The sequence below is a fragment of the Parapedobacter flavus genome, assembly GCF_035818675.1.
GTDB lineage: Bacteria > Bacteroidota > Bacteroidia > Sphingobacteriales > Sphingobacteriaceae > Parapedobacter > Parapedobacter flavus.
Window position 1 is genome coordinate 72,295 of sequence record NZ_JAYKZZ010000025.1, and the last position, 21,471, is coordinate 93,765.

Here is a 21,471-nt window from a genome sequence, read left to right on the forward strand (position 1 = left end):
GAAAGCAACTGTTTGCGAATGAACATCGATTACGAAAACCTTTCGCCCGAAATGATACAGCTGGTTATCGCCGTATTCCTGGTCAGGCTGATCATATGGGCGTTTTATGCCAACACCGTACGTAAAACATTGATTTGTATTTCTCCGGAAAACCGATTGATGACCCCCAAACAAGCGTGGCTCCTGGTGATACCCTTCTTCAACATATACTGGAATTTCTCCGTAGCATCCCGGCTGGCCGATTCGCTGACCAACGAGTTTTACGACCGCAAAATAGCGGAAGAAGAGAACCCGGGCCGGATAGCGGGCATGTGGTACGCATGGCTGTTTTTGCTGTCCAGCATCCCCTTACCCGCATTCATCCTGGTGACCATCGGCATATTGAGTATCATCTATTTCATCGGTTATTGGGTGAAGGTGAACAATTTCAGGAACCTCTTGATCGCGCATGGAAAATACAACGAAAAACAGCAGACCAGCGATGAAATTACGTGAACTGACCGACCATCTGGAATCCTTGGCACCCTTGGCGTACCAAGAGGCTTACGATAATGCGGGGCTACTGGTCGGTAGTGCCGATAAAGAAGTAAGCCAAGCGCTCCTATCGCTAGATTGCACGGAGGCTGTAGTGGATGAAGCGATTACGTTGGGCTGTGACGTGATCATCTCCCATCACCCCATTGTTTTCAAGGGACTCAAACGATTCAACGGGAACACGTATGTGGAACGGGTAATCATGAAAGCCATCAAACACGACATCGCGCTATACGCCATTCATACCAACCTGGATAATGTGATGGGTGGTGTGAACAGTAAAATCGCGGAGCGTCTCGGGCTTCACGATACGCGGATACTTAGTCCGAAGGGCGATTTACTCCGAAAATTGGTGGTGTTTGTGCCCACGGGCCACGTGGAGCGTGTGCGATCGGCTCTGTTTGCCGCAGGTGCTGGGAGCATCGGCCGTTACGACGCATGCAGTTTCAACACACCGGGCTACGGGACTTTCCGGGCGGGTGAAGGGGCCAACCCGTTTGTTGGTCAGCCGGGAGAAAACCACCAAGAGGAAGAAATGCGGATTGAAGTGGTTTTTCCGGCCACCAAAGAACGCGCGGTCTTACTTGGGCTTTTCGAGACGCACCCCTACGAGGAAGTGGCATACGACATATATAGGCTGGAAAACGACTACCAACAGGTGGGAAGCGGATTGGTGGGCCGACTGAAACAACCCATGGAGGAAAGCGATTTTCTCGGGTTGCTAAAAGCACAGCTAGGCACTAAGGTAATCCGACACACCACCCTACTGGGCAAACTTGTGACTGATGTGGCTGTTTGTGGAGGGGCCGGGGGCTTCCTCCTCGGGCAGGCAATCCGTTCTGGTGCCGATGTGTTCGTTACAGCAGACTACAAATACCATGAGTTTTTTGATGCCGAGGGAAAAATCGTAATCGCGGATGTGGGACATTTTGAAAGCGAACAGTTTACGCAACAACTATTGTTGGAAATTATTCAGAAAAAATTTCCTACCTTTGCAGTCCGTTTGACGGGAATGGACACGAACCCAATAAATTATTATAGTTAAATGGAACAGACTATAGAACAAAAACTAAGGGCGCTTTGGCAGCTACAGACCATCCATACTAAGGTCGACAAAATCCGGCAGGTGCGGGGCGAATTGCCAATGGAGGTAAGTGATCTGGAAGACGATATCGCTGGGCTGGAGACCCGTATAGAGAAAAACCGGAGTGAGCTAGATGAATTGGAAGACGCTATCGTCAATCGCCGGAACATGATTCAAGATGCCCAAGCGGCAATAAAGAAATATGAAGGGCAGCTCAATGAGGTGAAAAACAATCGTGAATACGATGCGATTACCAAGGAGATAGAAATCCAAGGCCTAGACATCCAGGTGAGCGAGAAGAAAATCCGCGAATTTGAATTTGAAATAAAAAACAAGACGGAAGTTTACGATGGTACACAGGAAACGCTGGAAGCGGCGAAGAGAGACCTGGAGATAAAGAAAGGTGAGTTGGACACCATTACTGGGGAAACCCAGAAAGAAGAAGACGAGCTGGTTAAACAGGCCGACGAAGCGGAAACGGATATTGAGGAGCGACTGCTGCGGGTTTACCGCCGACTGAGAACCTCCTACAAGAACGGGCTGGCGGTTGTTTCGATAGACCGCGACAGCTGCTCGGGATGCCATAACAAGATACCGCCGCAAAAACAATTGGAAATCCGCCAGCGTAAAAAAATCATTGTTTGCGAACACTGCGGTCGCGTACTGGTTGACGAAGCTTTGGCAGAAGAAACGGCGCCTTCATCGGTCGCTTAACGTAAAGCGAGTTTAATGAAATAGGAGACGCCCGGCAAAATCATGCCGGGCGTTTTTTGTCGAATATTTTTAGTATTTTTTGACTGTAAACCATTATCTTTAGCGGCAGGTGGGCTGCCGGCGAGCTTGCATGTCGATGCAAGTTTCGCTAAGTTTGCTTACCACATGATTATTGACACGGTAAATGACTAAACAAACGGCGCCCGATCTGGGCGAGCAAAACGAAATACAAGTCTTTGGTGCGCGGGTACACAATCTTAGGGATATCGATGTAAGTTTTCCAAGGAATGAGCTGGTGGTTGTGACGGGCCTGAGTGGTAGCGGAAAATCCTCACTCGCCTTCGATACCATCTATGCGGAGGGGCAGCGGCGGTATATGGAAACGTTCAGCGCCTATAGCCGCCAGTTTTTGGGGGGCATGGAACGCCCCGATGTAGATAAGATCTCGGGGCTTAGCCCCGTCATATCGATTGAGCAGAAAACCACCAGTAAAAACCCGCGGTCTACCGTGGGAACCATCACCGAGGTGTACGATTTCATGCGGCTGCTTTATGCACGGGCCGGGGAAGCATTCTCTTATGTAACCGGCAAGCAGATGGAGCGGATGTCGGAAGACCAAGTGGTGGATCGTATTATCGCGCAGTTTGAGGGGCAGGCGATCAATGTGCTGGCGCCGGTGGTAAAGGGACGTAAAGGCCACTACCGCGAGCTTTTTGAGCAGATCCGTAAACAAGGATATGTGAAAGTGCGGGTAGACGGCGAGCTATTGGACTTGGTGCCCAAAATGCAGGCAGACCGCTACAAGATCCACGATATCGAAGTGGTCATCGATCGGCTGATGGTGTCGGAAAAGGATCGTAAACGCCTGTACACGTCGGTGATGCAGGCCATGAAAACGGCCAAAGGCATCATCAAGGTTAGCGACGCGTCCAACAACGACTATTTTTACAGCCGGTACCTGATGGATGCCGAATCGGGCATATCTTATGATGAGCCGCAACCCAATACGTTTTCGTTCAATTCGCCTTATGGTGCGTGCGAACGATGTTCCGGACTGGGTTATATCTATGAAATAGACCGTGATGCCGTGGTGCCCGACCCGAAGCTGAGCATCATGAAGGGCGGGCTGGCCCCGCTGGGCGAATACCGCGACACGTGGAACTTCCAGGTGCTGAAGGCGGTTGCGAAGAAATATGATTTTTCGCTATCGACCCCTATTGAAAAGCTCACCGGCGCCCAGCTCGATATCCTTATGGGCGGCGCGGAAGAGGAGGTTGTCGTTCCGGTTTCCTACAGTAGTTGGAACAAGAAAGATTACAAAATCCGGTTTGAGGGGCTGTTTAAGATGCTTGAGGAACAAGGCGACCGGCAAGGGCAAAACGGACTGCAATTGGAAGACTTCCGTGCGCAGCGGGTATGCCCGACCTGCCACGGCGCACGCCTGAAGAAGGAGTCGCTCCATTTCAGGATAGCCGGGAAGAACATCCATGAGTTGGCATCCATGGATATCAACACGCTAGCCGCTTGGTTTGGTGATGTTGAACACCAGCTGAATGATCGGCAGCAGGTCATCGCTAAAGAAATACTGAAAGAGATCCGATCACGGTTAGGGTTCCTTCTGGATGTAGGGCTCAACTACCTGACGCTCGATCGTACGGCCAAGACGCTTTCGGGTGGGGAGGCACAGCGTATCCGACTGGCCACGCAGATCGGCTCACAGCTTGTCAACGTGTTGTATATTCTTGACGAACCGAGCATTGGGCTGCATCAGCGTGATAACGAGCGGCTGATCCGTGCGCTTAAAAACCTCCGGGATATTGGTAACTCGGTATTGGTGGTGGAGCACGACAAGGACATGATCCGAAATGCTGACCATGTGATTGACATGGGGCCTGCGGCGGGAGCACATGGCGGCCTTGTGGTAGCCCAGGGGGCACCTGAAGATATCTTAACGGCAGACACACTCACGGCAGCCTATCTTAGTGGCGCGAAAGAAATACCTGTGCCGGCGACACGGCGTGCTGGAAACGGCCATCTGCTACGGTTGCGCGGAGCGACGGGTAATAACCTCCGGAACGTGACCGCCGAATTTCCGTTGGGCAAACTGATCTTGGTAACGGGGGTTTCGGGCAGCGGAAAATCGAGCCTTGTTACCGAAACGTTATACCCTATCCTCAACCATCACTTTTTCCGGGCCAAAAAGCACCCACTACCCTATCGGAAAATTGAGGGGCTCGAATATATCGACAAGGTGATCGAAATCAACCAAAGCCCCATCGGGCGGACGCCGCGCTCCAACCCGTCTACCTATACCGGCGTGTTTTCGGATATCCGTTCACTGTTTGTCCAACTGCCCGAATCCAAAATCCGCGGGTACAAGCCGGGGCGGTTTTCCTTTAACGTAAAAGGGGGGCGATGTGAAACGTGCCAAGGGGCCGGGATGAAGGTGATAGAAATGAATTTCCTGCCCGACGTGCAGGTGCCCTGCGAGACCTGCAACGGCAAGCGGTACAACCGCGAAACGCTGGAAGTACGCTACCGGGGCAAGTCGATCAGCGATGTGCTCGACATGCGTATTGATGAAGCCGTCATCTTTTTTGAAAATATTCCCGCCATCTACCGTAAGATCAAGACACTGCGGGATGTGGGGCTGGGTTACCTGACTTTGGGCCAATCGTCGGTGACCTTATCAGGTGGTGAAGCACAGCGGGTGAAGTTGGCCACCGAGCTATCGAAGAAAGACACGGGCAAGACGTTTTATATCCTGGATGAGCCGACAACGGGCCTGCATTTTGAGGACGTAAGTGTTTTGCTGGATGTGCTTAACCGATTGGTGGACCGTGGGAACACGGTGCTGGTTATTGAGCACAACCTCGACGTGATCAAAGTGGCCGATTGGGTGGTCGACCTGGGACCGGAGGGTGGGGCCGGCGGCGGCGAAATCCTATTCAGCGGTACGCCGGAAGACTTAATTAAGAGCAAAAGGAGCCAGACTGCCCGATTTCTGGCGGCAGAAATGCAAGGTGTAGGTACCTTTTCGTAACTTTGCCGCTTATGTCAGATATTATCCAATTGTTGCCGGATGCGGTGGCCAACCAGATTGCCGCAGGTGAAGTGGTGCAGCGTCCGGCTTCGGCAGTGAAGGAACTGATAGAAAATGCGATTGATGCTGGTGCCGACAAGATAAAGCTGATTGTAAAAGACGGTGGAAAATCACTTATACAGCTCATCGATAACGGTTGCGGTATGAGCGTGACCGATGCCAGGTTGTCTTTCGAGCGCCACGCCACCTCGAAAATCCGTAAGGCGGACGACCTGTTCGCTATCCGGACCATGGGCTTCCGGGGGGAGGCACTTGCTTCCATCGCGGCGATAGCCCACGTGGAGCTTAAAACGCGTCGGGTGGAAGATGAATTGGGGACGCGTATTGAGATTACCGGATCGGAGGTGGTGCGCCAGGAACCCGAGGCGCTGCCCGCGGGAACAAACATCAGCATAAAGAACTTATTTTACAACATTCCAGCCCGACGCAACTTCTTGAAAAGCAATGCGGTGGAGATGCGGCACGTCGTTGAGGAATTCCAACGCACGGCACTGGCATATCCTCAAATTAACTTCACGCTCCATGGCGATGGTCAAGAGCTGTTCCAACTACCGGCAGAAAGCCTGAAGCAGCGCGTTGTGCATGTATTCGGAAACAATTATAACCAACGGTTGGTGCCGGTGGAGGAAGAAACAACCATCATCAATCTCAAGGGCTTCATCGGTAAGCCCGAATACGCGAAAAAGACCCGCGGCGAGCAGTATTTTTTTGTAAATAACCGCTTTGTAAAAGACCCATACCTTAACCACGCGGTGGTGAAGGCTTATTCAGGAATCCTGCCCGCGGATAGTTTTCCGTTGTATGTGTTGTTTATCGAGATCGATCCGGCGAAGATTGATATCAATGTGCATCCCACGAAGACGGAGATCAAGTATGAAGATGAGCGGGCAATCTACGCCATACTCCAGTCGGCCGTGAAGCGATCGCTAGGACGCTACAACATCACGCCTACACTTGATTTCAATCAAGAAACGGGGTTCAGCCAAATGATCAGTCCCAAGCCGCTGGAGGAAATCACACCGCCTTCGATTACTTTTAACCCCGACTACAACCCTTTTGACAGCGGCAAGTCGGGAGAGGGACGGCGACCATCCCCTATTCCCGACCAGTGGGAAACCCTTTACCAGATTACGGAGAAGCAGACACACACCCAGCTGCCGTTGCACGGAGCGGAACATGGCCACGCGGTTGAACCGACAAGTCCACCCCGGAAGCAGCCTTTCCAGTTGCACAACCGCTATATCATGTCGCAGATCCATTCGGGTTTTATCCTGATCGATCAACAGGCGGCGCACGAGCGCATCCTGTTTGAGCAGTTCCGGCTGCAACACGAAAACCGGCAGGGGGCCAGCCAACAAAGCCTTTTTCCACAGACGGTGGCGTTCAGCGGCTCGGATTACCAGTTGATCATCGACTTATTGCCGGATATCCGCGCGTTGGGGTTCCAGATCCGGGAGTTTGGGAAAAACACCTTCGTGGTTGAAGGAATCCCGGCGGATTTAACTACGGGGCTGGACGAGCGGGAGGTGCTGGACCGCCTGCTGGAAGACTATAAGCATAGCCAAAGCCAACTGAAGATTTCGAAACGCGAGCAATTGGCACGAAGCCTCGCACGCCATGCGGCCATAAGACCAGGGATGGAGCTGACAGCGGAAGATATGGCCGACCTGATCGACCGGTTGTTTGCGTGTGAAATGCCAAATGTATCGCTGAATGGAAAACCGATAATCCTTACTTTTACCCTGCAAGAGCTGATGGAAAGGTTTGAGCGCTAAAACACAGACGAGATATTATGTTTAACAATACCGCATCCCCATTTTCCGGCATGCCGCCGGTAGTTAAGAACCTACTTATTATCAATGTCATCTGTTTCATTGGTGGGTCGTTGATCTTCCCCCGGGCAAACGACCTGTTTGGTGTTTATTATCCGGATTCGCCAGGCTTTCACATCTGGCAGGTCATCACATACATGTTTATGCATGGCGGCATTACGCATATTTTTTTCAATATGTTTGCCCTGTTCATGTTCGGCCCGATACTGGAGCAGGTATTTGGTTCGAAGCGCTTCCTGAACTTCTACTTGATTACCGGACTGGGAGCGTTGGTTTTGCAGTTTGCGGTGCAAGCCATGGAGTTGCACATGATTGTCGACTCGTTTTCGGCAAAGGCATTTCTGTCGGAAATAGACGTAGCAAACCGGAGCGCCCGTGTATTGAGTAGCCTTCCGCTCGAATCACGACAGACGCTATTATCCATATACACAACACCTATGGTCGGCGCCTCCGGCGCCATATATGGCTTGCTAATAGCCTTCGGCTACCTGTTCCCCAATACGCCGCTGATGCTTATCTTTTTGCCCGTGCCCATTAAAGCCAAATACTTCATTCCGGTGATGATCCTTATTGAGCTGTTTCTTGGCGTGTCGCGCACGGGCTCTTCCGTTGCTCATTTTGCGCATATCGGCGGGGCGTTGTTCGGCTTCATACTCATAAAACTCTGGGGAATAAGACGCCCAAATTATTGGTAAGCGCAGTTATTGGCGAAGCATATTCAGAAAAATTTTTCATATATTAGCCCGTGTTATCAATTGAATATACAGGGTGCACGCGATGAGAACATCATGGGTCGGTGGTTTATGGCACAAGGTTTTCCGTTCAGGGAGCCCGCTGTTCCTGTTTATTGGCATAAATGTCTTGGTGTTTGTTGCCCTTGGCCTCCTCTCACTGATTTCGGCGCTTGGTTTCACGAGCGTGTCATTGTCCGGCTACGTAATGCCATGGATTCAGTTGCCGGCATCGGTTTACGCTTGGTTATACAAGCCGTGGACCCTAGCCACTTACATGTTTACCCAGCAGGGGTTATTCCATATTCTATTCAACATGCTTTGGCTGTTTTGGCTGGGCATCATTTTCCTCGACTTTCTTAAGAAAAGACAATTTACTTTTGTTTACCTGGCCGGGGGCTTAGTGGGTGGAGTGCTTTATTTGCTGGCCTACAACCTCATTCCCGTATTCAGGGCGGAAGCATTCCGGACCGTGATGATCGGGTCTTCGGCCAGCGTGAGCGCCATTGTGTTTGCTACCGCAACCCTATTGCCGGATTATACCATCCGTTTGCTCTTTTTCGGTAATGTGAAGCTGAAGTATCTGGCTTTGGCGTTTATTGTCATCGATGTGCTGGCGATCGCTGGGCTCAACGCCGGGGGGAGTATTGCCCATATCGGCGGGGCGCTGTTTGGCTTTGTCTATATTAAGCGATTGCAGAATGGGCAGGACTGGAGCCGTATCTTGGGGCGGCAAGAACGTAAGCGGAGAACGCTTCGCGTGGTGCGGAATGAGCACCCGGTCAATGAGGAGCCCTTGGTTCCGAACCAAGAGGTCATCGACCGCATTTTAGACAAAATTTCCCAGTCGGGCTATGACAGCCTTACCAAAGCGGAGAAAGAGGCCTTGTTTAAAGCGAGTAAACAAGGGCAAAACGAATATTAACTGATGACAAGGAAGCGCGGGCGTACGAGACGGCTGGGTTTTTTCAGTAAAGCCGTGCTATTGGCAAATATTTTTGCGGCAGCGGCATTACTGTTCAGTTATTTGGCCCCTATCATCAATCCGCAGACGTTTTGGCCCATTGCTTTTTTTGGCATCGCATACCTACCGCTGTTGGTTATCAATAGCCTGTTTATGGTCTATTGGGCAGTGCGGCGTATACGGTTTGCAGGTATTTCCCTGCTTGCCATTCTGTTGGGGTGGAATACCCTCCAAAAGCATTACGGGTTTAATGCCAAGGTGCCCGAAGGCGTGGTGGCCGCACCCGATACCGCCCATATCCGGGTGCTGACCTACAACGTGCATTTTTTTAGGGCCTTTGAACAAGCGGACACGAAATTAACCATTCGTGAGCAGGCTATGCAGTTGATGGACAATGTGTCGCCTGACGTGATATGCATCCAAGAATACTACACCCGCCAGAAGGGTAAATACAACATGACAGCGGAATTTGAGCGCGAGATCAGGATGCCTTATCATTATGTTTCCCCTACGGCAGAGAACGATTATGAGGCTTACGGAATGGCGATATTTTCGCGTTATCCAATCGTTGGGTCGGGCGTCCTTCCGGAACATGAGTACGGGGTGAATCGGATCATTTATACAGATATCGATAAAGACGGGCGTGTTTTCCGGGTTTACAATGTGCACCTGCGTTCATTCGGTTTTCAAAAGGAAGATTATGATTTTATCAACAACCCGTCGAAAACCATTGAGAAAGATGCGGCGTCTACGAAGCGCATCGGTGCTCGGCTGAAGCACGCCTTTCGGGCCCGGAGTGCACAGGCTGTTGCACTTCGTGAGCACAGCCAAGCGTGCAGCCTACCTTACCTTATTGCAGGCGATTTCAATGACACCCCCCTATCGTATGCCGTGAACGAAGTATCGTCGGGGATGCGAAATGCGTTTCGCGAGAAAGGGCGAGGTTGGGGGGTTACCTATAATGGGGATTTCCCGAATTTCCAGATTGATTATATACTGGCAAGCGAAGCGTTTGAGGTACACCATTATAAGATCGTTAAGGCAAAGCTTTCTGACCATTACCCCGTGTGGGCAGATCTCCAGCTTGACTGACGGCAGGAGGATCAGGTCGTTGGAACGGGTTGGTTGCCGCGCCGGCCTTGGAATAGCAGGGCAAAAAGCACGACACCCATACAACCCACCAGGTTGAGCCAAAGAAAGGCCATTACATCGAACCACCAAAACGAGACGACCATGATTTCGGTGAGGATTGCTGCGGTAAGCACCGCACGTCCACCAGCCCTCTTCACGTAGAAGGCCACAATGAATATACCGAGAATCGTGCCATAGAACAAGGAGCCCAAGATGTTTACCGCTTCCAGTAAATTGCCCAATTTACTCGCATATAATGCGATGAGAACGCAAAAAATCCCCCAAACGAATGTAAATATGCGAGACGCGGAGAGGTACCCCCGCTCGGTGCCTTCCTTCCTTACGAAGCGCTTGTAGATATCGATGACCGTGGTGGAGGCCAGTGAGTTGATGGCGCTGGCGGTTGCGCCCATGGAAGCCATGAATACGATGGCGACAAGCAAACCAATCAGCCCCCGAGGAAAGTTTTCGGTGACGAACGTTAAGAAAATATAGTTGTTATCGTTGGTATCGGCCTGCGCATCATTTTCCTGCATTAGCGCCACCAAGTCGCCACGGATTTCCTTTGCGCGCACATCGGCCTGTCCTAGCTGGTCACGCACATCGGCAATCACCGCTTCGTCTTCGCGATCCAGCGCTGCGGTAAGCCGGTGTATCTGCTCTTGTTTCTCTTCGAACACCTGTTTATGTTCGGCCTTCAGCGCTTCAACCTGAGCGGCATAATCGCTCTGCTCTATTTTGTGAAGCTCGTACTTGTTGAAGAATATGGGGGGGCTATTGTATTGGTAGAAAGCAAATACCAGTATGCCGATGAGCAAAATCGAAAACTGCATCGGCACCTTTAGCAGGCCATTCATGAGCAGACCGATGCGACTGTCGCGAATGGATGACCCCGTCAGGTAGCGGCCAACCTGGCTTTGGTCGGTGCCGAAATAAGACAACTGCAGGAAGAAGCCACCAATGAGCCCGCTCCATAACGTATAGGGGTTATTCCAGTCGAACGAGAGGTCGATGGCATTGGCTTTGCCCGATTTGCCTGCGATATGCAGCGCCTTCATCAAACCGATATGATCGGGGAGCATATAAATCACGAGGACCCCTGCGGTAACCAATCCACCGAAAATGATGGTCATTTGAAGGAGTTGCGTATACGATACGGCTTTTGTCCCGCCATAGACCGTATACAGTACCACCAGCGCGCCGATAAATAACGTGGTGTATACCACGTTGATCTGCAAGATGCTGGAGAGGATAATGGCTGGCGCATAAATGGTAATGCCCGTAGATAAGCCGCGCTGGATAAGAAACAAGAATGCGGTGAACGCACGGGTTCTGACATCGAACCGTTTCTCGAGGAACTCATAGGCTGTAAATACCCGCAACCGATGGAACATCGGTACGAACGAAATGCTCAAAACAATCATCGCTAGGGGTAGGCCAAAATAGAACTGGACAAAGCTCATGCCCGATGAGTAAGCGAGCCCCGGAGCCGAAAGGAATGTGATGGCGCTGGCCTGCGTAGCCATTACGGAGAGCGCGACGTGGTACCAGGGCAATGATTTGTTACCCAGCAGATACCCGTCGATATTGCGTATACCCTTGCTTTTGTACACGCCGTACGCGACGATGAGCAGCAGGGTACAGCATAGCACAATCCAGTCTGCCGTACTCATCCAAAGTAGTTGGTGAAGAAGTAAAACAGCAGAATCAGCACGAGCAACCAGCCGATAACGACCCAATAGAATCGTTTCCAGTTGCGCAGGAAGGGAGGTAATCCCTTATCGGTCATGCTCACGGCCGTTGAGCAGGGCACCGACGAAGACGCCAGCGAACACCAACCCGACTACGGCACCGATCACGGCACCGAGGAAGCCTTCTTGAGCGAGCACGCCGGTCAAACCGCCAAATACCGCACCAAGCAGATAAAAATATGAGTTGATGTTTTTTGCAGTGGGTTGTTCTTCGATGTGTTTCTCCATATCCATGTCTGTTTAATCAATGGGTTTTGCCAACAAATTTACAAATAATCTGTATGCTCCCGGCACCCCGGCGGGCAATTGCCTGAAAAAAGCAAGCGATGTATAAACAAAGTTACCTTCGCCATACCGGGCGACGAGCAGTGAGCCGTCGCTTGGCGACTCCCCAGGATCGGCGATACGTAAAGGGCGATCATATTGTTTTGCCGATTCGTCTACGAAATAGAGGCCGCGCTCCTGTACCCATCCGTAAAAATCGGCCTGTGTTATCTTGTTCGGATAATTCAACACCCTACTTTCGGGAAGTTGCACCGTTATCGGGGCTGTTTCGTCGGTTACCCTGGTCCGGCTGAGCTCGAATGGATACGGGCCGATGCCGTCGACCTGTAGGCCGCGGCTTACATTGTATTGTACCACCAGTGTGCCACCCGCTTTTACATATTCCATCAGTCGCGGCTGCATGTATCGTATCCGCGGGTCCACATTATATAGGCGGATCCCGGCGACGATGGCATCATATGGCGATAGGTCGCCCGACAACACATCCTGCTCGTTCAAGAGGGTCACCTGTAGGCCGATCTCGCGTAATGCCTCTGGGATTAGGTCGCCGGCACCCGGCAAATAGCCGATGTGTTTTGCCGACAGGCCCGTTTCCACCTTGCTGAGGCGGGCCTTTGCGGGAGGGAACCATGTGATTTTCGGGATGTGTTCGTAGTTTATGGACTGGAGGGCGTGTGCCGTTTCCGTGCCGTTCGGATATTCCAGTACGATGCGAAGCGAGTCGGTGAGCGAGACGTTTTCTGCGGGATATAAGGTAATGTGAGAAACCGTTTCGGCCGCTTTGGTTGAGAAATGCAGGGGTATTTCACTTGGCTCCGCCCTCCAACCCGAAGGCAATTGCAATCGGGCTACAGCGGAGACTTCGCCTTGGGTGTGGCCGGTAAATCGCACCTCAATCGTCTTCGGTTGTGTGCCGTTGAATACCAATGCACGTTGGCCGATATTGGCCGTGATGCGGGGCGTAACGACAAGCGGCTCGTACACCTCTCCGCGTACGGGGTGGGTATACTTGTAAACGATCGGCCGCTCGAAAGTCAACGACTTCCCATTGATGGCCAGCGTGATTGGGGTTTTGGGACCATCGCTGTTGAGTGGCCGCCCGACATCCTCTTGGTTGGCCACAGTGAAGCGACCCAATCCATGGGCCTGCCGCAGCCAGTAGGGCTGTGTGATCCGGCTGGCGGTAAAGGCGGCCGTTTGCTCATATGGCTCGTTGAACGGCAATGGATGGTTACCAACGATTACGTTAACATTTGGTCTACGGACGATATAGGCCGTGTTGATCGTGGCCTGCTCACCAACGGCAAGCTGGGAAACGGGGGCGTAGCTTTCAAACCATATGCCGCCACAAGCCAGGATAAGATCTTTGATTTCGGCTACCTTCAGGTCTTTCCAGTGGTTGTTTCCCACTTCGGAAACCAGAGCCAGTAGGTCGAGCAAGTCATCGATGGATTTTTCGGGGTGCTCCATGTCAAACTGTTCATCGATTTGGGCGACCAATCGGCCAATGCGCTCGGCCCCGCTGATGCGTTTCCATGAGGTTTCGACACCCTCGAAAAGACCGTTCTTCGGCGCATCACCTGCTAAGACTTCAAAACGTTCCACGATATTTCCCCGCTGGCGCGCCGCCCCGAACCCTTGGCTTTTGTGGTTGGATCGGCTTTCAGCAGCAATTTCGCCGTACGATTCGCCGAGGAGCGGATTATAATCGCCGATATTGACAAGAAGGTGGCTTGATGACGGCGGAGACCCCTGGAAGAAGCTCGACGTATTCCAAAGGAGCCGTTTTGCCTGCCAAGGCGTTACGGCGGATAGTTGTTCGGGGAAGCGGTTCGGGTCGGCCGCAGCTTCAAACGCTTCGATAGCCAATAGCGCCGATGCCTGGTGATGGCCGTGCCCGGCCCGTTGATCGGGCGGGAATCGCGTGATGATGACATCCGGCTTGAATTTCCGGATTACCCATACTGCATCGGCGAGTATGCTTTCCCGGGTCCAAATGTCGAAAGTCTCTTCAGGAGTTTTCGAAAAGCCGAAGTCGATTGCCGAAGAAAAGAACTGTTCGCCCCCGTCTACGTTGCGCGCGGCAAGCAGTTCGTTTGTACGGACGAGGCCAAGCTCCTCAGCCTGTTCTGTGCCGATAAGATTCTGGCCGCCGTCGCCCCGTGTTAATGAAAGATAGCCTGTCCGGAAATGTTTCTCTTTGGCCAGCCACGCGATAAGGCGGGTGTTTTCGTCGTCGGGGTGGGCGGCGAAGTAGAGTACTGAGCCTAGTGTGTTCAGTTTTTTTATGGCCTGTTTGATTTTGCCGGGGTGCTGCGGTTGCACCGTTTGGGCGAAGGGGGACACGGCAATGAAAAGAAATAGCGACACAAAGGATACGACTCGTTTCATGTTCATGGCTTAAAGATAATGGTTATATGTTTACAAAAACAAAAGCCGCCGCAGGATAGTGCGACGGCTTTTGCATTAACAATTAAAATCATTCGATCTTAAAGCGAGCCAAACGGGAACGCTTTAAGAAGTTAACCTTTAACACGGGTAAAGATACAACAAAGAAAAGAACAGCCGTGACGGCGGGCGGCACAAGTTTTCCACGGCCCCTCGGTTTTCCACAATCAATTCGTGGCTAACACACGTTTTAGCCTTTGTCAATCGATCCCAGAACGCGCTTCATAAAGGTATTAAGCGCTTCTTTACGATCGGTTCCAGATTTAACGAGTTTATCCACTTCGATGGCGCCGTACATATTGGAGATCAATTCACCGATAACATCCAGTTCTTCGTCTTTCAATGAAGGGACTTCCGCTAGGGCCTCCAGTGTCTCGATGGCTTCCAGCACGTAGTCTTGGTCGTTCTGTTCGATAAACTCGGTGAGGTGTTTAATTATGGGTAACTTCATTGAACAGATCGATTAAAGGGTCGAATTTATTAGTTTGCACCTGATTGACCAGTTTGCCGCCTTTGAATGCGGCGAAAGTTGGCAGGTTGCTTACATCCGCCAGCTGCCTGGACTGGGGGAACCGCTCGGCATCTGCGATGACAAATGGGATCTGGCCGTTTTCTGAAGCTAACTTCTTGAACTTCGGTTTCATGATCTTGCAGTTGCCGCACCAGGTGGCCGAATACTGTACCAAAACGACGTCGTTATCTTTTACGATGTCGGCCAGGTTATCTTTTTCTAATTCTTGTAACATGTTTTCATTAACGTTTAAACCAATAAATGGTTTAGGTCATATATTAGAAAGGCCAGTGAGCAATCCATTCCGGTCGTCCACGGGCCTTTGTAAGTTGGGTAGCGACGACGAATATTAGTTCATCGCCGGCTGGGTAGACAGGTATGCCGCTACACCATCTCGGGTAGCATTCATGGCCTCTTTACCTTCTTCCCAGTTTGCGGGGCATACTTCGCCGAATTTCTGTACGTGCGCGTAGGCATCGATTAAACGGATGTATTCTTTTACGTTTCGGCCTAACGGCATGTCGTTTACACTTTCGTGGAACACTTTTCCCTCCTCGTCGATAAGGTAGGTGGCACGGAAGGTGACATTTGAGCCTTCAAAAACGAAACCGAATTCTTCGCTTTCCTTTTCTTCGCCTTCCAGGATACCCAGTATGCGGGAAAGGTTGCGGTTGGTGTCGGCAAGGATGGGATAGGTTACCCCCTCGATACCGCCATTGTCTTTCGCGGTGTTTAACCAAGCGAAGTGTACCTCGTTGGTGTCGCACGAGGCACCGACAACCATGGTGTTCCGTTTTTCAAATTCGGGTAGCGCCTCCTGAAATGCGTGTAATTCCGTGGGGCATACGAAAGTGAAGTCTTTTGGGTACCAAAATAACAACACCTTTTTTTCCTTCTTCGCGGCCTCTTCAAAAATATTGATAAACAAATTATCGCCGAGGTAATCGATGGCGTCAACGGTAATGTTTGGGAACTTTTTTCCAGTAAAACTCATAGTAATATCCTTTTATTTTTGTCGCTGCAAAGGTAAGGTTTATTGTTATGGATAAGTATCGTTTTTATCGATGTGCGATATATATCATCTATGGGGATAGGCTTTTGGTTTTGGGATTACATTTCCGTGTCTTTTTCGATTTATCTGCACAAAATCGTATGTTTGCCTGCGGAAAGTTGGCCTCGTAGTTCAACGGATAGAATAGAAGTTTCCTAAACTTTAGATACAGGTTCGATTCCTGTCGAGGCTACTAAAAAAGCATCAGTCACGTACGATTGGTGCTTTTTTTGTGTGATAGGGCTAGAAATAGGGTGAATCTATCGTTCGCGGGCAGGTAATTTCAGATCGATTTTATTTTCGAATGGATCTTCTTCGCGGATATCATAATCCGCCTGCTTAAAGGTATCTATGATCTGGTCGGCAATTCTTCCCCTGTTGATATTTCGGAAGGCTCCTGCCAGTCGCCCTGCCAGTGTAGTATGACCATTTTCAAGTAGTATGGGCAGGAGTTCGGATGCATCCCTTATTAATGACAACGCAGTACGGGCATCTATAGCATTTCTCGCGTAGATGGTTGCGGCGCTGTAAATGAGAGCGGACTGCAGATTGTACATTCGTATCCCATTATCGGTCACGACGAGCTAATTCGCTGGCGGTAGTTCTCCCCGTAGATTGAAAAGAGATGTGTTATGCGGCAATGCAGTTGGATGGTTATTTCCGTGGGGAGAACGAATAAGTAACTGCTGCGGTACAGATTGATTGCCCGCATTGAGCAATAAGGACTGGTCGGCTGAGAGGCACCAGTCGTCCCCATATCTATGATTTAGGAATACCGCAATAAAATCCCAATACGAACTATACCAGGCTGTGGTTTCACCATCCTTCGCTTCCGGATCGGTAGCGATATACCAACCTTTGGCGACTTCCCTGATAAATCCATTCTTGGTCAGGATTTCACGGTATTTACGATTAGGAATGTCATCCGTATGGATGCCTATTGTCCCTTTTTCTTGCAATTGCTGTAGAAACTTTAGGGCTTCTACAAATCTTTCTCGCGGTGTTGCCATATCGTTATTCGTTTATCAAACACTGATGTGCTTTTATTATCAAACGTTGATGTGGTAAATTTAGTAAATATTGTTGTTATGTTTTTATTAAATTGTGATGTGTTAGTTTTATTAAGCCGTGTTCAATATTATAATCGCAGGTATTATGTTGGAATAGACTTTGCGAAAAATTAGCTAAAACAAAAAAGAACTGCAGGGTACTGAAGGCGTTGTTGTTATAAAAAGTAATTTAAGTAAAAGGGAATTGAGGAAAAGGATAAAAGAAGATCGTAGAAAGCGTAAAATAAAATGATGATGCATTTCGGATATGTGCCATTATCGGCCCTTCTCCCGTTTGATGGAAACCTCATAAAACTTCATTTCGCGCCCGTAAACATCAGGAAACGCTTCCATCGTCACGGTAAGCTTATCTTCGATATATTGGCCAGCGGCATATGACGGGAGCCAATAAGACACGCCGTCCAGCGCTTCGCGCAACAAATCGGCATAAGACTTTGTATCAAACGATGATTTCATTTTAATGCCCCTAGGTTCGCCGGTCGACTTCACCGTTACCGTGAATTCGATCTTTATAGGTCCGGCCAGGCGGGGGACAACACGGTCGATGACCTCTCCTTTAAACCAGTCGGACAAATACTCAGCGAGAAATCCGGTAAATCCCGTGTGGTCGTCGATGGTACAAGTCTTTGCTATCATTGAGTCGGCACGGATGGAAAAATCTGCTGGGAGAAGACCGTATCGGGGAGTGTCGAAAAATTCTACATCGGTATAAGATTCATACCCACTTAAAAAGCGGCCTTTATTATAATATTCGTAACCGGCGCTTCGCTCTTTACCATCGGCAAAAATGTATTTGATGGTCCAGTTACCATGAGGGGTGCCGTTTATCACCTTCCCTTTCCGGGCATAGCGTATATAGCCGAATTCGTTATAGCCGTCGGCAGCAACCGAAAATTCGTATCGCCCATTACCATCAATCACACGCTGCTCGCCGCGACGGTCCCAAAAGTTGAGGATACGTATGCCTTCGCTGGTGTAGGTTACTTCGAGCAGGGGTTTGCCATCGGGATAGTAGAAATTGAGCGCCCCCAGCGGAACGCCGTGGATATAGGAAACCTGCCATTTCAACTGGCCGTTGGGGTGATACGCTTTGAAATCGCCTTGCTTCCTTCCATCAACATAACTTCCTTCCAAGATGAGCCGGCCTTGGTTGTCAAAATCGGAAAACGCACCCGTGAATACTTGCCGCTGGAAATCATATGGACCAACGCGTTCAATGGATTTGAACTCACAGTCCCTATCAACCAAGTAATAATGGTCATTATAAAAAAAGCGTACGATGTCGCCGGATTCGCGTTCGTAAAATGTCGGGTTGTTTTCAGTCGTATCGGCGGCGGCACCAAGCACCACCGATGGTGCAAAGATGACAAACGCTATGACCAGCCAACGATTCATTGCCTTTTTAATGCGCTTCGAGCCAGTTGCTGCCTTCGCCCAGTTCGACAACGATAGGCACAGATATGGCCAACGCATTTTTCATGTGCTTCTCGGCAAGGTCCTTAAATATAGGCAGCTCGTCCTTTGGCACATCAAATACCAACTCATCATGCACTTGCATGGTCATTTTGCCGCGCAACCCCTGTTGCCGTATGGCTTCATGGATAGTGATCATGGCTACTTTTATCATATCTGCGGCCGACCCTTGGATGGGAGCATTGATGGCGTTGCGTTCGGCAAACCCCCGCACGGTTTGGTTGGCCGAGTTGATGTCGCGCAGGTACCTACGCCGCTTCAACAGGGTTTCCACATAGCCGTGCTCCTTAGCAAAATTGATGGTATCGTTCATATACCGTTTGATGCCAGGATACTGGGCGAAATACTGCTCAATGATCTGTGCCGCCTCTGTGCGGGGAATCCCGAGGTTCTGAGCGAGCCCAAAAGCAGACTGGCCGTAAATGATACCGAAGTTCACCGCCTTGGCGTTTCTGCGCTGGGTCGACGTCACCTCGTCTAGCGGCACACCATACACTCTGGCCGCAGTTGCCCGGTGCACATCCAGTCCCTTTTCAAACGCTTCCAGCATTCCCTTATCTCCGCTCATGTGTGCCACCAACCGCAGCTCGATCTGGGAGTAATCGGCAGACAGAATCACGTGGTTTTCATCGGTCGGAATGAACGCTTTCCGCACTTCGCGGCCGCGTTCGGTGCGGATGGGGATATTTTGTAGGTTCGGGTTGGTGGAGCTCAACCGTCCCGTGGCCGCTACCGCTTGGTTGTAGGAGGTGTGCACCCGCCCCGTCAACGGATTGATCATAGCGGGTAGGGCATCCACATAGGTGGATTTCAGTTTCTGCAACTGCCTGAACTCGAGGATGTCCTTCACAATATCGCTCTTTGACGCTAGGGCTAGTAAAATGTCCTCACCGGTTTTGTATTGCCCTGTCTTCGTTTTCTTGGCCTTGGGGTCGAGCGCTAGTTTTTCGAAAAGCACCTCGCCTAATTGTTTCGGCGACGCAATGTTGAAACGAACCCCGGCTTTGTCGTAGACTATTTTTTCCAATAGTACGGTGTCGGTCGCCAGTGATTCGGACAATTGTTTGAGTACGGGTACATCCACCTTGACCCCGTAGCGCTCTATATCGGCCAATACATGGACCAGCGGAAACTCGACTTCCTGGGCGAGACCAACCACTTCTGCCTGTTCTAGCAAGGGTTCAAAGACGGTCTTGAGTTGGAGGGTGATGTCGGCGTCTTCTGCCGCATATTCGGTAATGGCGGCTAGGTCAACATCCTGCATATTCCCCTGCTTTTTGCCCTTTGGGCCAATCAGCTCGGTAATGGGGATAGGCGTATAGCCGAGGTAGTTTTCGGCGAGCATATCCATGCCGTGACGCGTATCGGGGTCGATGAGGTAATGGGCCAGCATGGTGTCGAATAGCGGTCCATTGACCACGATGCCATAGCGGGCCAGCAGAAGAATGTCATATTTGATATTCTGCCCGACTTTTTCAATGGATTCGTCTTCTAAGAGGGGCTTGAAGCAGTCCAGTACCTGGAGACAGCCCTCTTTGTCGCGCGGTGCCGGCACGTACCAGGCTTTACCCGGTTCGATAGCGAAGGAGAGGCCGACGAGATCAGCGGTATTCGCATCGGTACCTGTGGTTTCTGTATCGAAGCAAAAGCTACGCTGTTTGGACAATAACACGGCCAGCTCTTGCTGGCTGGCTGGCGTGTCGGCCAACACATAGGTATGGGTTGTGTTGTGGACATTCTTTCCTGCAACGGGCGGCACATAAACTTCGCCGGTATCGGTGTGGGGCGCTGCCGTATTGCCGAACAGATCCATTTGTGCACCCGAAACCGCCTGTGCGCCTGAAAGGCTAAAATCCTCGCCAAAAACACGCTTACCCAACGTGCGGAACTCTAACTCGGCAAAAAGCGGTTCCAATATGTCTTTATCCGGTTGGCCTAATAAGAGGCCTTCTTCATCCAGTACAACGGGCACATCCAATTGGATGGTGGCCAATTTTTTTGAAATCAACCCCTGCTCAGCAAATGTTTCGAGGTTTTCCCGCTGTTTACCCTTAAGTTGGTTCGTATTGGCCAGGATCGCTTCCATGGAGCCAAACTGTTTGATCAGGCTCTTTGCCGTTTTTTCGCCGATACCCGGAATGCCCGGAATGTTATCGACGGAGTCGCCCCACAGGCCGAGGATATCGATAACCTGTTTCACGTCGGAAACTTCCCACTTCTCCAGGATTTCCTTTACACCGAGCGTCTCTGCCCCATTGCCTAAACGGGCGGGCTTATAAATAAAAATATTTTCTGTCACTAATTGGCCAAAGTCCTTATCGGGTGTCATGCAATATACCGTGTATCCTTTGGCTTCCGCTTGTTTAGCCAGCGTGCCGATGATGTCATCGGCCTCATACCCATCCAGCGTGATGAGCGGGATATTGAACCCTTCGATTAGTCGATAAACATAAGGGATGGCGGCGGCTAGGTCTTCGGGGATCGCTTGCCGGTTGGCCTTGTACGATTCGAATTCGATATGGCGGTTGGTTGGCGCCATGGTATCGAATGCCACGGCGATATGCGAGGGCTGCTGTGTTCTGAGCAACTCCAACAACGTATTGGCAAACCCGAATATCGCAGAAGTATTGAATCCGGTTGAGGTAATCCTGGGGTTCTTACTGAGCGCAAAATAAGCCCTGTAAATCAAGGCCATCCCATCTAAAAGAAACAACTTCTTCACGTATCGAGTGTATTGGTGTGGAGACAAATATAGGGATATTGTGGCGTTTTTTTCCGACTTTTGCCAA

At 50.6% G+C, this 21,471-nt stretch carries 18 protein-coding genes and 1 tRNA gene; 9 read left to right on the forward strand and 10 right to left on the reverse strand.

What is annotated here, in order from left to right; genetic code table 11:
- Nucleotides 1-18: 18 nt before the first annotated feature.
- The 8 genes from U9S71_RS18105 to U9S71_RS18140 all read left to right on the forward strand — a co-directional run bounded on the left by U9S71_RS18105 (nucleotide 19) and on the right by U9S71_RS18140 (nucleotide 10,054).
- Complete coding sequence (locus U9S71_RS18105; protein ID WP_326329116.1) at nucleotides 19-495, forward strand: hypothetical protein; 477 nt, start codon at nucleotides 19-21, stop codon at nucleotides 493-495.
- On the forward strand, nucleotides 482-1,579 hold the full coding sequence (locus U9S71_RS18110; RefSeq protein ID WP_326329117.1) for a Nif3-like dinuclear metal center hexameric protein: 1,098 nt from the start codon (nucleotides 482-484) through the stop codon (nucleotides 1,577-1,579). The genes U9S71_RS18105 and U9S71_RS18110 overlap by 14 nt, the downstream gene beginning before the upstream one ends.
- Nucleotides 1,580-2,332, forward strand: a complete 753-nt coding sequence (locus U9S71_RS18115; RefSeq protein ID WP_326329118.1) for a zinc ribbon domain-containing protein — start codon at nucleotides 1,580-1,582, stop codon at nucleotides 2,330-2,332.
- 184 nt (nucleotides 2,333-2,516) lie between these two features.
- Nucleotides 2,517-5,375 carry an excinuclease ABC subunit UvrA gene (uvrA, locus tag U9S71_RS18120; RefSeq protein WP_326329119.1) on the forward strand — a complete coding sequence of 953 codons (2,859 nt, stop codon included), beginning with the start codon at nucleotides 2,517-2,519 and terminating at the stop codon, nucleotides 5,373-5,375.
- A gap of 11 nt (nucleotides 5,376-5,386) precedes the next feature.
- A complete protein-coding gene (gene mutL / locus U9S71_RS18125) occupies nucleotides 5,387-7,210 on the forward strand; it encodes a DNA mismatch repair endonuclease MutL (RefSeq protein ID WP_326329120.1) in 1,824 nt (607 codons plus the stop codon).
- A gap of 17 nt (nucleotides 7,211-7,227) precedes the next feature.
- Nucleotides 7,228-7,962: a rhomboid family intramembrane serine protease gene (locus U9S71_RS18130; protein WP_326329121.1), complete on the forward strand. Its 735-nt coding sequence runs from the start codon at nucleotides 7,228-7,230 to the stop codon at nucleotides 7,960-7,962.
- 82 nt (nucleotides 7,963-8,044) lie between these two features.
- Complete coding sequence (locus U9S71_RS18135; protein WP_326329122.1) at nucleotides 8,045-8,923, forward strand: rhomboid family intramembrane serine protease; 879 nt, start codon at nucleotides 8,045-8,047, stop codon at nucleotides 8,921-8,923.
- Between the two features lie 3 nt (nucleotides 8,924-8,926).
- Nucleotides 8,927-10,054 (forward strand): endonuclease/exonuclease/phosphatase family protein, encoded by a 1,128-nt coding sequence (locus U9S71_RS18140; protein ID WP_326329123.1) that lies wholly within the window; start codon nucleotides 8,927-8,929, stop codon nucleotides 10,052-10,054.
- 11 nt (nucleotides 10,055-10,065) lie between these two features.
- Here U9S71_RS18140 and U9S71_RS18145 read toward each other — a convergent pair whose 3' ends face one another.
- The 6 genes from U9S71_RS18145 to U9S71_RS18170 form a co-directional block, all read right to left on the reverse strand.
- On the reverse strand, nucleotides 10,066-11,766 hold the full coding sequence (locus U9S71_RS18145; RefSeq protein ID WP_326329124.1) for a sodium:solute symporter family protein: 1,701 nt from the start codon (nucleotides 11,764-11,766) through the stop codon (nucleotides 10,066-10,068).
- Nucleotides 11,767-11,871: 105 nt separating this feature from the next.
- On the reverse strand, nucleotides 11,872-12,072 hold the full coding sequence (locus U9S71_RS18150; protein WP_326329125.1) for a hypothetical protein: 201 nt from the start codon (nucleotides 12,070-12,072) through the stop codon (nucleotides 11,872-11,874).
- Nucleotides 12,073-12,084: 12 nt separating this feature from the next.
- Nucleotides 12,085-14,526 carry a PIG-L family deacetylase gene (locus U9S71_RS18155; RefSeq protein WP_326329126.1) on the reverse strand — a complete coding sequence of 814 codons (2,442 nt, stop codon included), beginning with the start codon at nucleotides 14,524-14,526 and terminating at the stop codon, nucleotides 12,085-12,087.
- Nucleotides 14,527-14,767: 241 nt separating this feature from the next.
- Complete coding sequence (locus U9S71_RS18160; RefSeq protein WP_326329127.1) at nucleotides 14,768-15,028, reverse strand: DUF6952 family protein; 261 nt, start codon at nucleotides 15,026-15,028, stop codon at nucleotides 14,768-14,770.
- Nucleotides 15,009-15,323: a thioredoxin family protein gene (locus tag U9S71_RS18165; RefSeq protein ID WP_326329128.1), complete on the reverse strand. Its 315-nt coding sequence runs from the start codon at nucleotides 15,321-15,323 to the stop codon at nucleotides 15,009-15,011. Before U9S71_RS18165 ends, U9S71_RS18160 begins: the two co-directional genes overlap by 20 nt.
- Before the next feature lie 114 nt (nucleotides 15,324-15,437).
- Nucleotides 15,438-16,082 (reverse strand): peroxiredoxin, encoded by a 645-nt coding sequence (locus U9S71_RS18170; RefSeq protein WP_326329129.1) that lies wholly within the window; start codon nucleotides 16,080-16,082, stop codon nucleotides 15,438-15,440.
- Between the two features lie 178 nt (nucleotides 16,083-16,260).
- Here U9S71_RS18170 and U9S71_RS18175 point away from each other — a divergent pair.
- Nucleotides 16,261-16,332, forward strand: a tRNA-Arg gene (locus U9S71_RS18175).
- A 67-nt stretch (nucleotides 16,333-16,399) separates the two neighbouring features.
- On the opposite strand, the gene U9S71_RS18180 is transcribed toward U9S71_RS18175, so the two are convergent.
- The 4 genes from U9S71_RS18180 to polA all read right to left on the reverse strand — a co-directional run bounded on the left by U9S71_RS18180 (nucleotide 16,400) and on the right by polA (nucleotide 21,404).
- Nucleotides 16,400-16,696 carry a hypothetical protein gene (locus U9S71_RS18180; protein ID WP_326329130.1) on the reverse strand — a complete coding sequence of 99 codons (297 nt, stop codon included), beginning with the start codon at nucleotides 16,694-16,696 and terminating at the stop codon, nucleotides 16,400-16,402.
- Nucleotides 16,697-16,723: 27 nt separating this feature from the next.
- Nucleotides 16,724-17,149, reverse strand: a complete 426-nt coding sequence (locus U9S71_RS18185) for a hypothetical protein (protein WP_326329132.1) — start codon at nucleotides 17,147-17,149, stop codon at nucleotides 16,724-16,726.
- A 315-nt stretch (nucleotides 17,150-17,464) separates the two neighbouring features.
- Complete coding sequence (locus U9S71_RS18190) at nucleotides 17,465-18,604, reverse strand: toxin-antitoxin system YwqK family antitoxin (RefSeq protein ID WP_326329133.1); 1,140 nt, start codon at nucleotides 18,602-18,604, stop codon at nucleotides 17,465-17,467.
- Between the two features lie 7 nt (nucleotides 18,605-18,611).
- The gene (polA, locus tag U9S71_RS18195) at nucleotides 18,612-21,404 is read right to left on the reverse strand and encodes a DNA polymerase I (protein WP_326329135.1); all 2,793 of its coding nucleotides are present in this window, start codon (nucleotides 21,402-21,404) and stop codon (nucleotides 18,612-18,614) included.
- Nucleotides 21,405-21,471: the final 67 nt, after the last annotated feature.

Bases quoted from the DNA above. Each gene is read 5' to 3' on its own strand.
- U9S71_RS18170 (WP_326329129.1), bottom strand. From the start codon at position 16,082: ATGAGTTTTACTGGAAAAAAGTTCCCAAACATTACCGTTGACGCCATC.
- U9S71_RS18160 (WP_326329127.1), bottom strand. From the start codon at position 15,028: ATGAAGTTACCCATAATTAAACACCTCACCGAGTTTATCGAACAGAAC.
- uvrA (WP_326329119.1), top strand. From the start codon at position 2,517: ATGACTAAACAAACGGCGCCCGATCTGGGCGAGCAAAACGAAATACAA.
- U9S71_RS18155 (WP_326329126.1), bottom strand. From the start codon at position 14,526: ATGAACATGAAACGAGTCGTATCCTTTGTGTCGCTATTTCTTTTCATT.
- U9S71_RS18185 (WP_326329132.1), bottom strand. From the start codon at position 17,149: ATGGCAACACCGCGAGAAAGATTTGTAGAAGCCCTAAAGTTTCTACAG.
- U9S71_RS18110 (WP_326329117.1), top strand. From the start codon at position 482: ATGAAATTACGTGAACTGACCGACCATCTGGAATCCTTGGCACCCTTG.
- U9S71_RS18135 (WP_326329122.1), top strand. From the start codon at position 8,045: ATGAGAACATCATGGGTCGGTGGTTTATGGCACAAGGTTTTCCGTTCA.
- U9S71_RS18145 (WP_326329124.1), bottom strand. From the start codon at position 11,766: ATGAGTACGGCAGACTGGATTGTGCTATGCTGTACCCTGCTGCTCATC.
- U9S71_RS18130 (WP_326329121.1), top strand. From the start codon at position 7,228: ATGTTTAACAATACCGCATCCCCATTTTCCGGCATGCCGCCGGTAGTT.
- U9S71_RS18165 (WP_326329128.1), bottom strand. From the start codon at position 15,323: ATGTTACAAGAATTAGAAAAAGATAACCTGGCCGACATCGTAAAAGAT.
- U9S71_RS18105 (WP_326329116.1), top strand. From the start codon at position 19: ATGAACATCGATTACGAAAACCTTTCGCCCGAAATGATACAGCTGGTT.
- U9S71_RS18140 (WP_326329123.1), top strand. From the start codon at position 8,927: ATGACAAGGAAGCGCGGGCGTACGAGACGGCTGGGTTTTTTCAGTAAA.
- U9S71_RS18115 (WP_326329118.1), top strand. From the start codon at position 1,580: ATGGAACAGACTATAGAACAAAAACTAAGGGCGCTTTGGCAGCTACAG.
- mutL (WP_326329120.1), top strand. From the start codon at position 5,387: ATGTCAGATATTATCCAATTGTTGCCGGATGCGGTGGCCAACCAGATT.
- U9S71_RS18180 (WP_326329130.1), bottom strand. From the start codon at position 16,696: ATGTACAATCTGCAGTCCGCTCTCATTTACAGCGCCGCAACCATCTAC.
- U9S71_RS18150 (WP_326329125.1), bottom strand. From the start codon at position 12,072: ATGGAGAAACACATCGAAGAACAACCCACTGCAAAAAACATCAACTCA.
- U9S71_RS18190 (WP_326329133.1), bottom strand. From the start codon at position 18,604: ATGAATCGTTGGCTGGTCATAGCGTTTGTCATCTTTGCACCATCGGTG.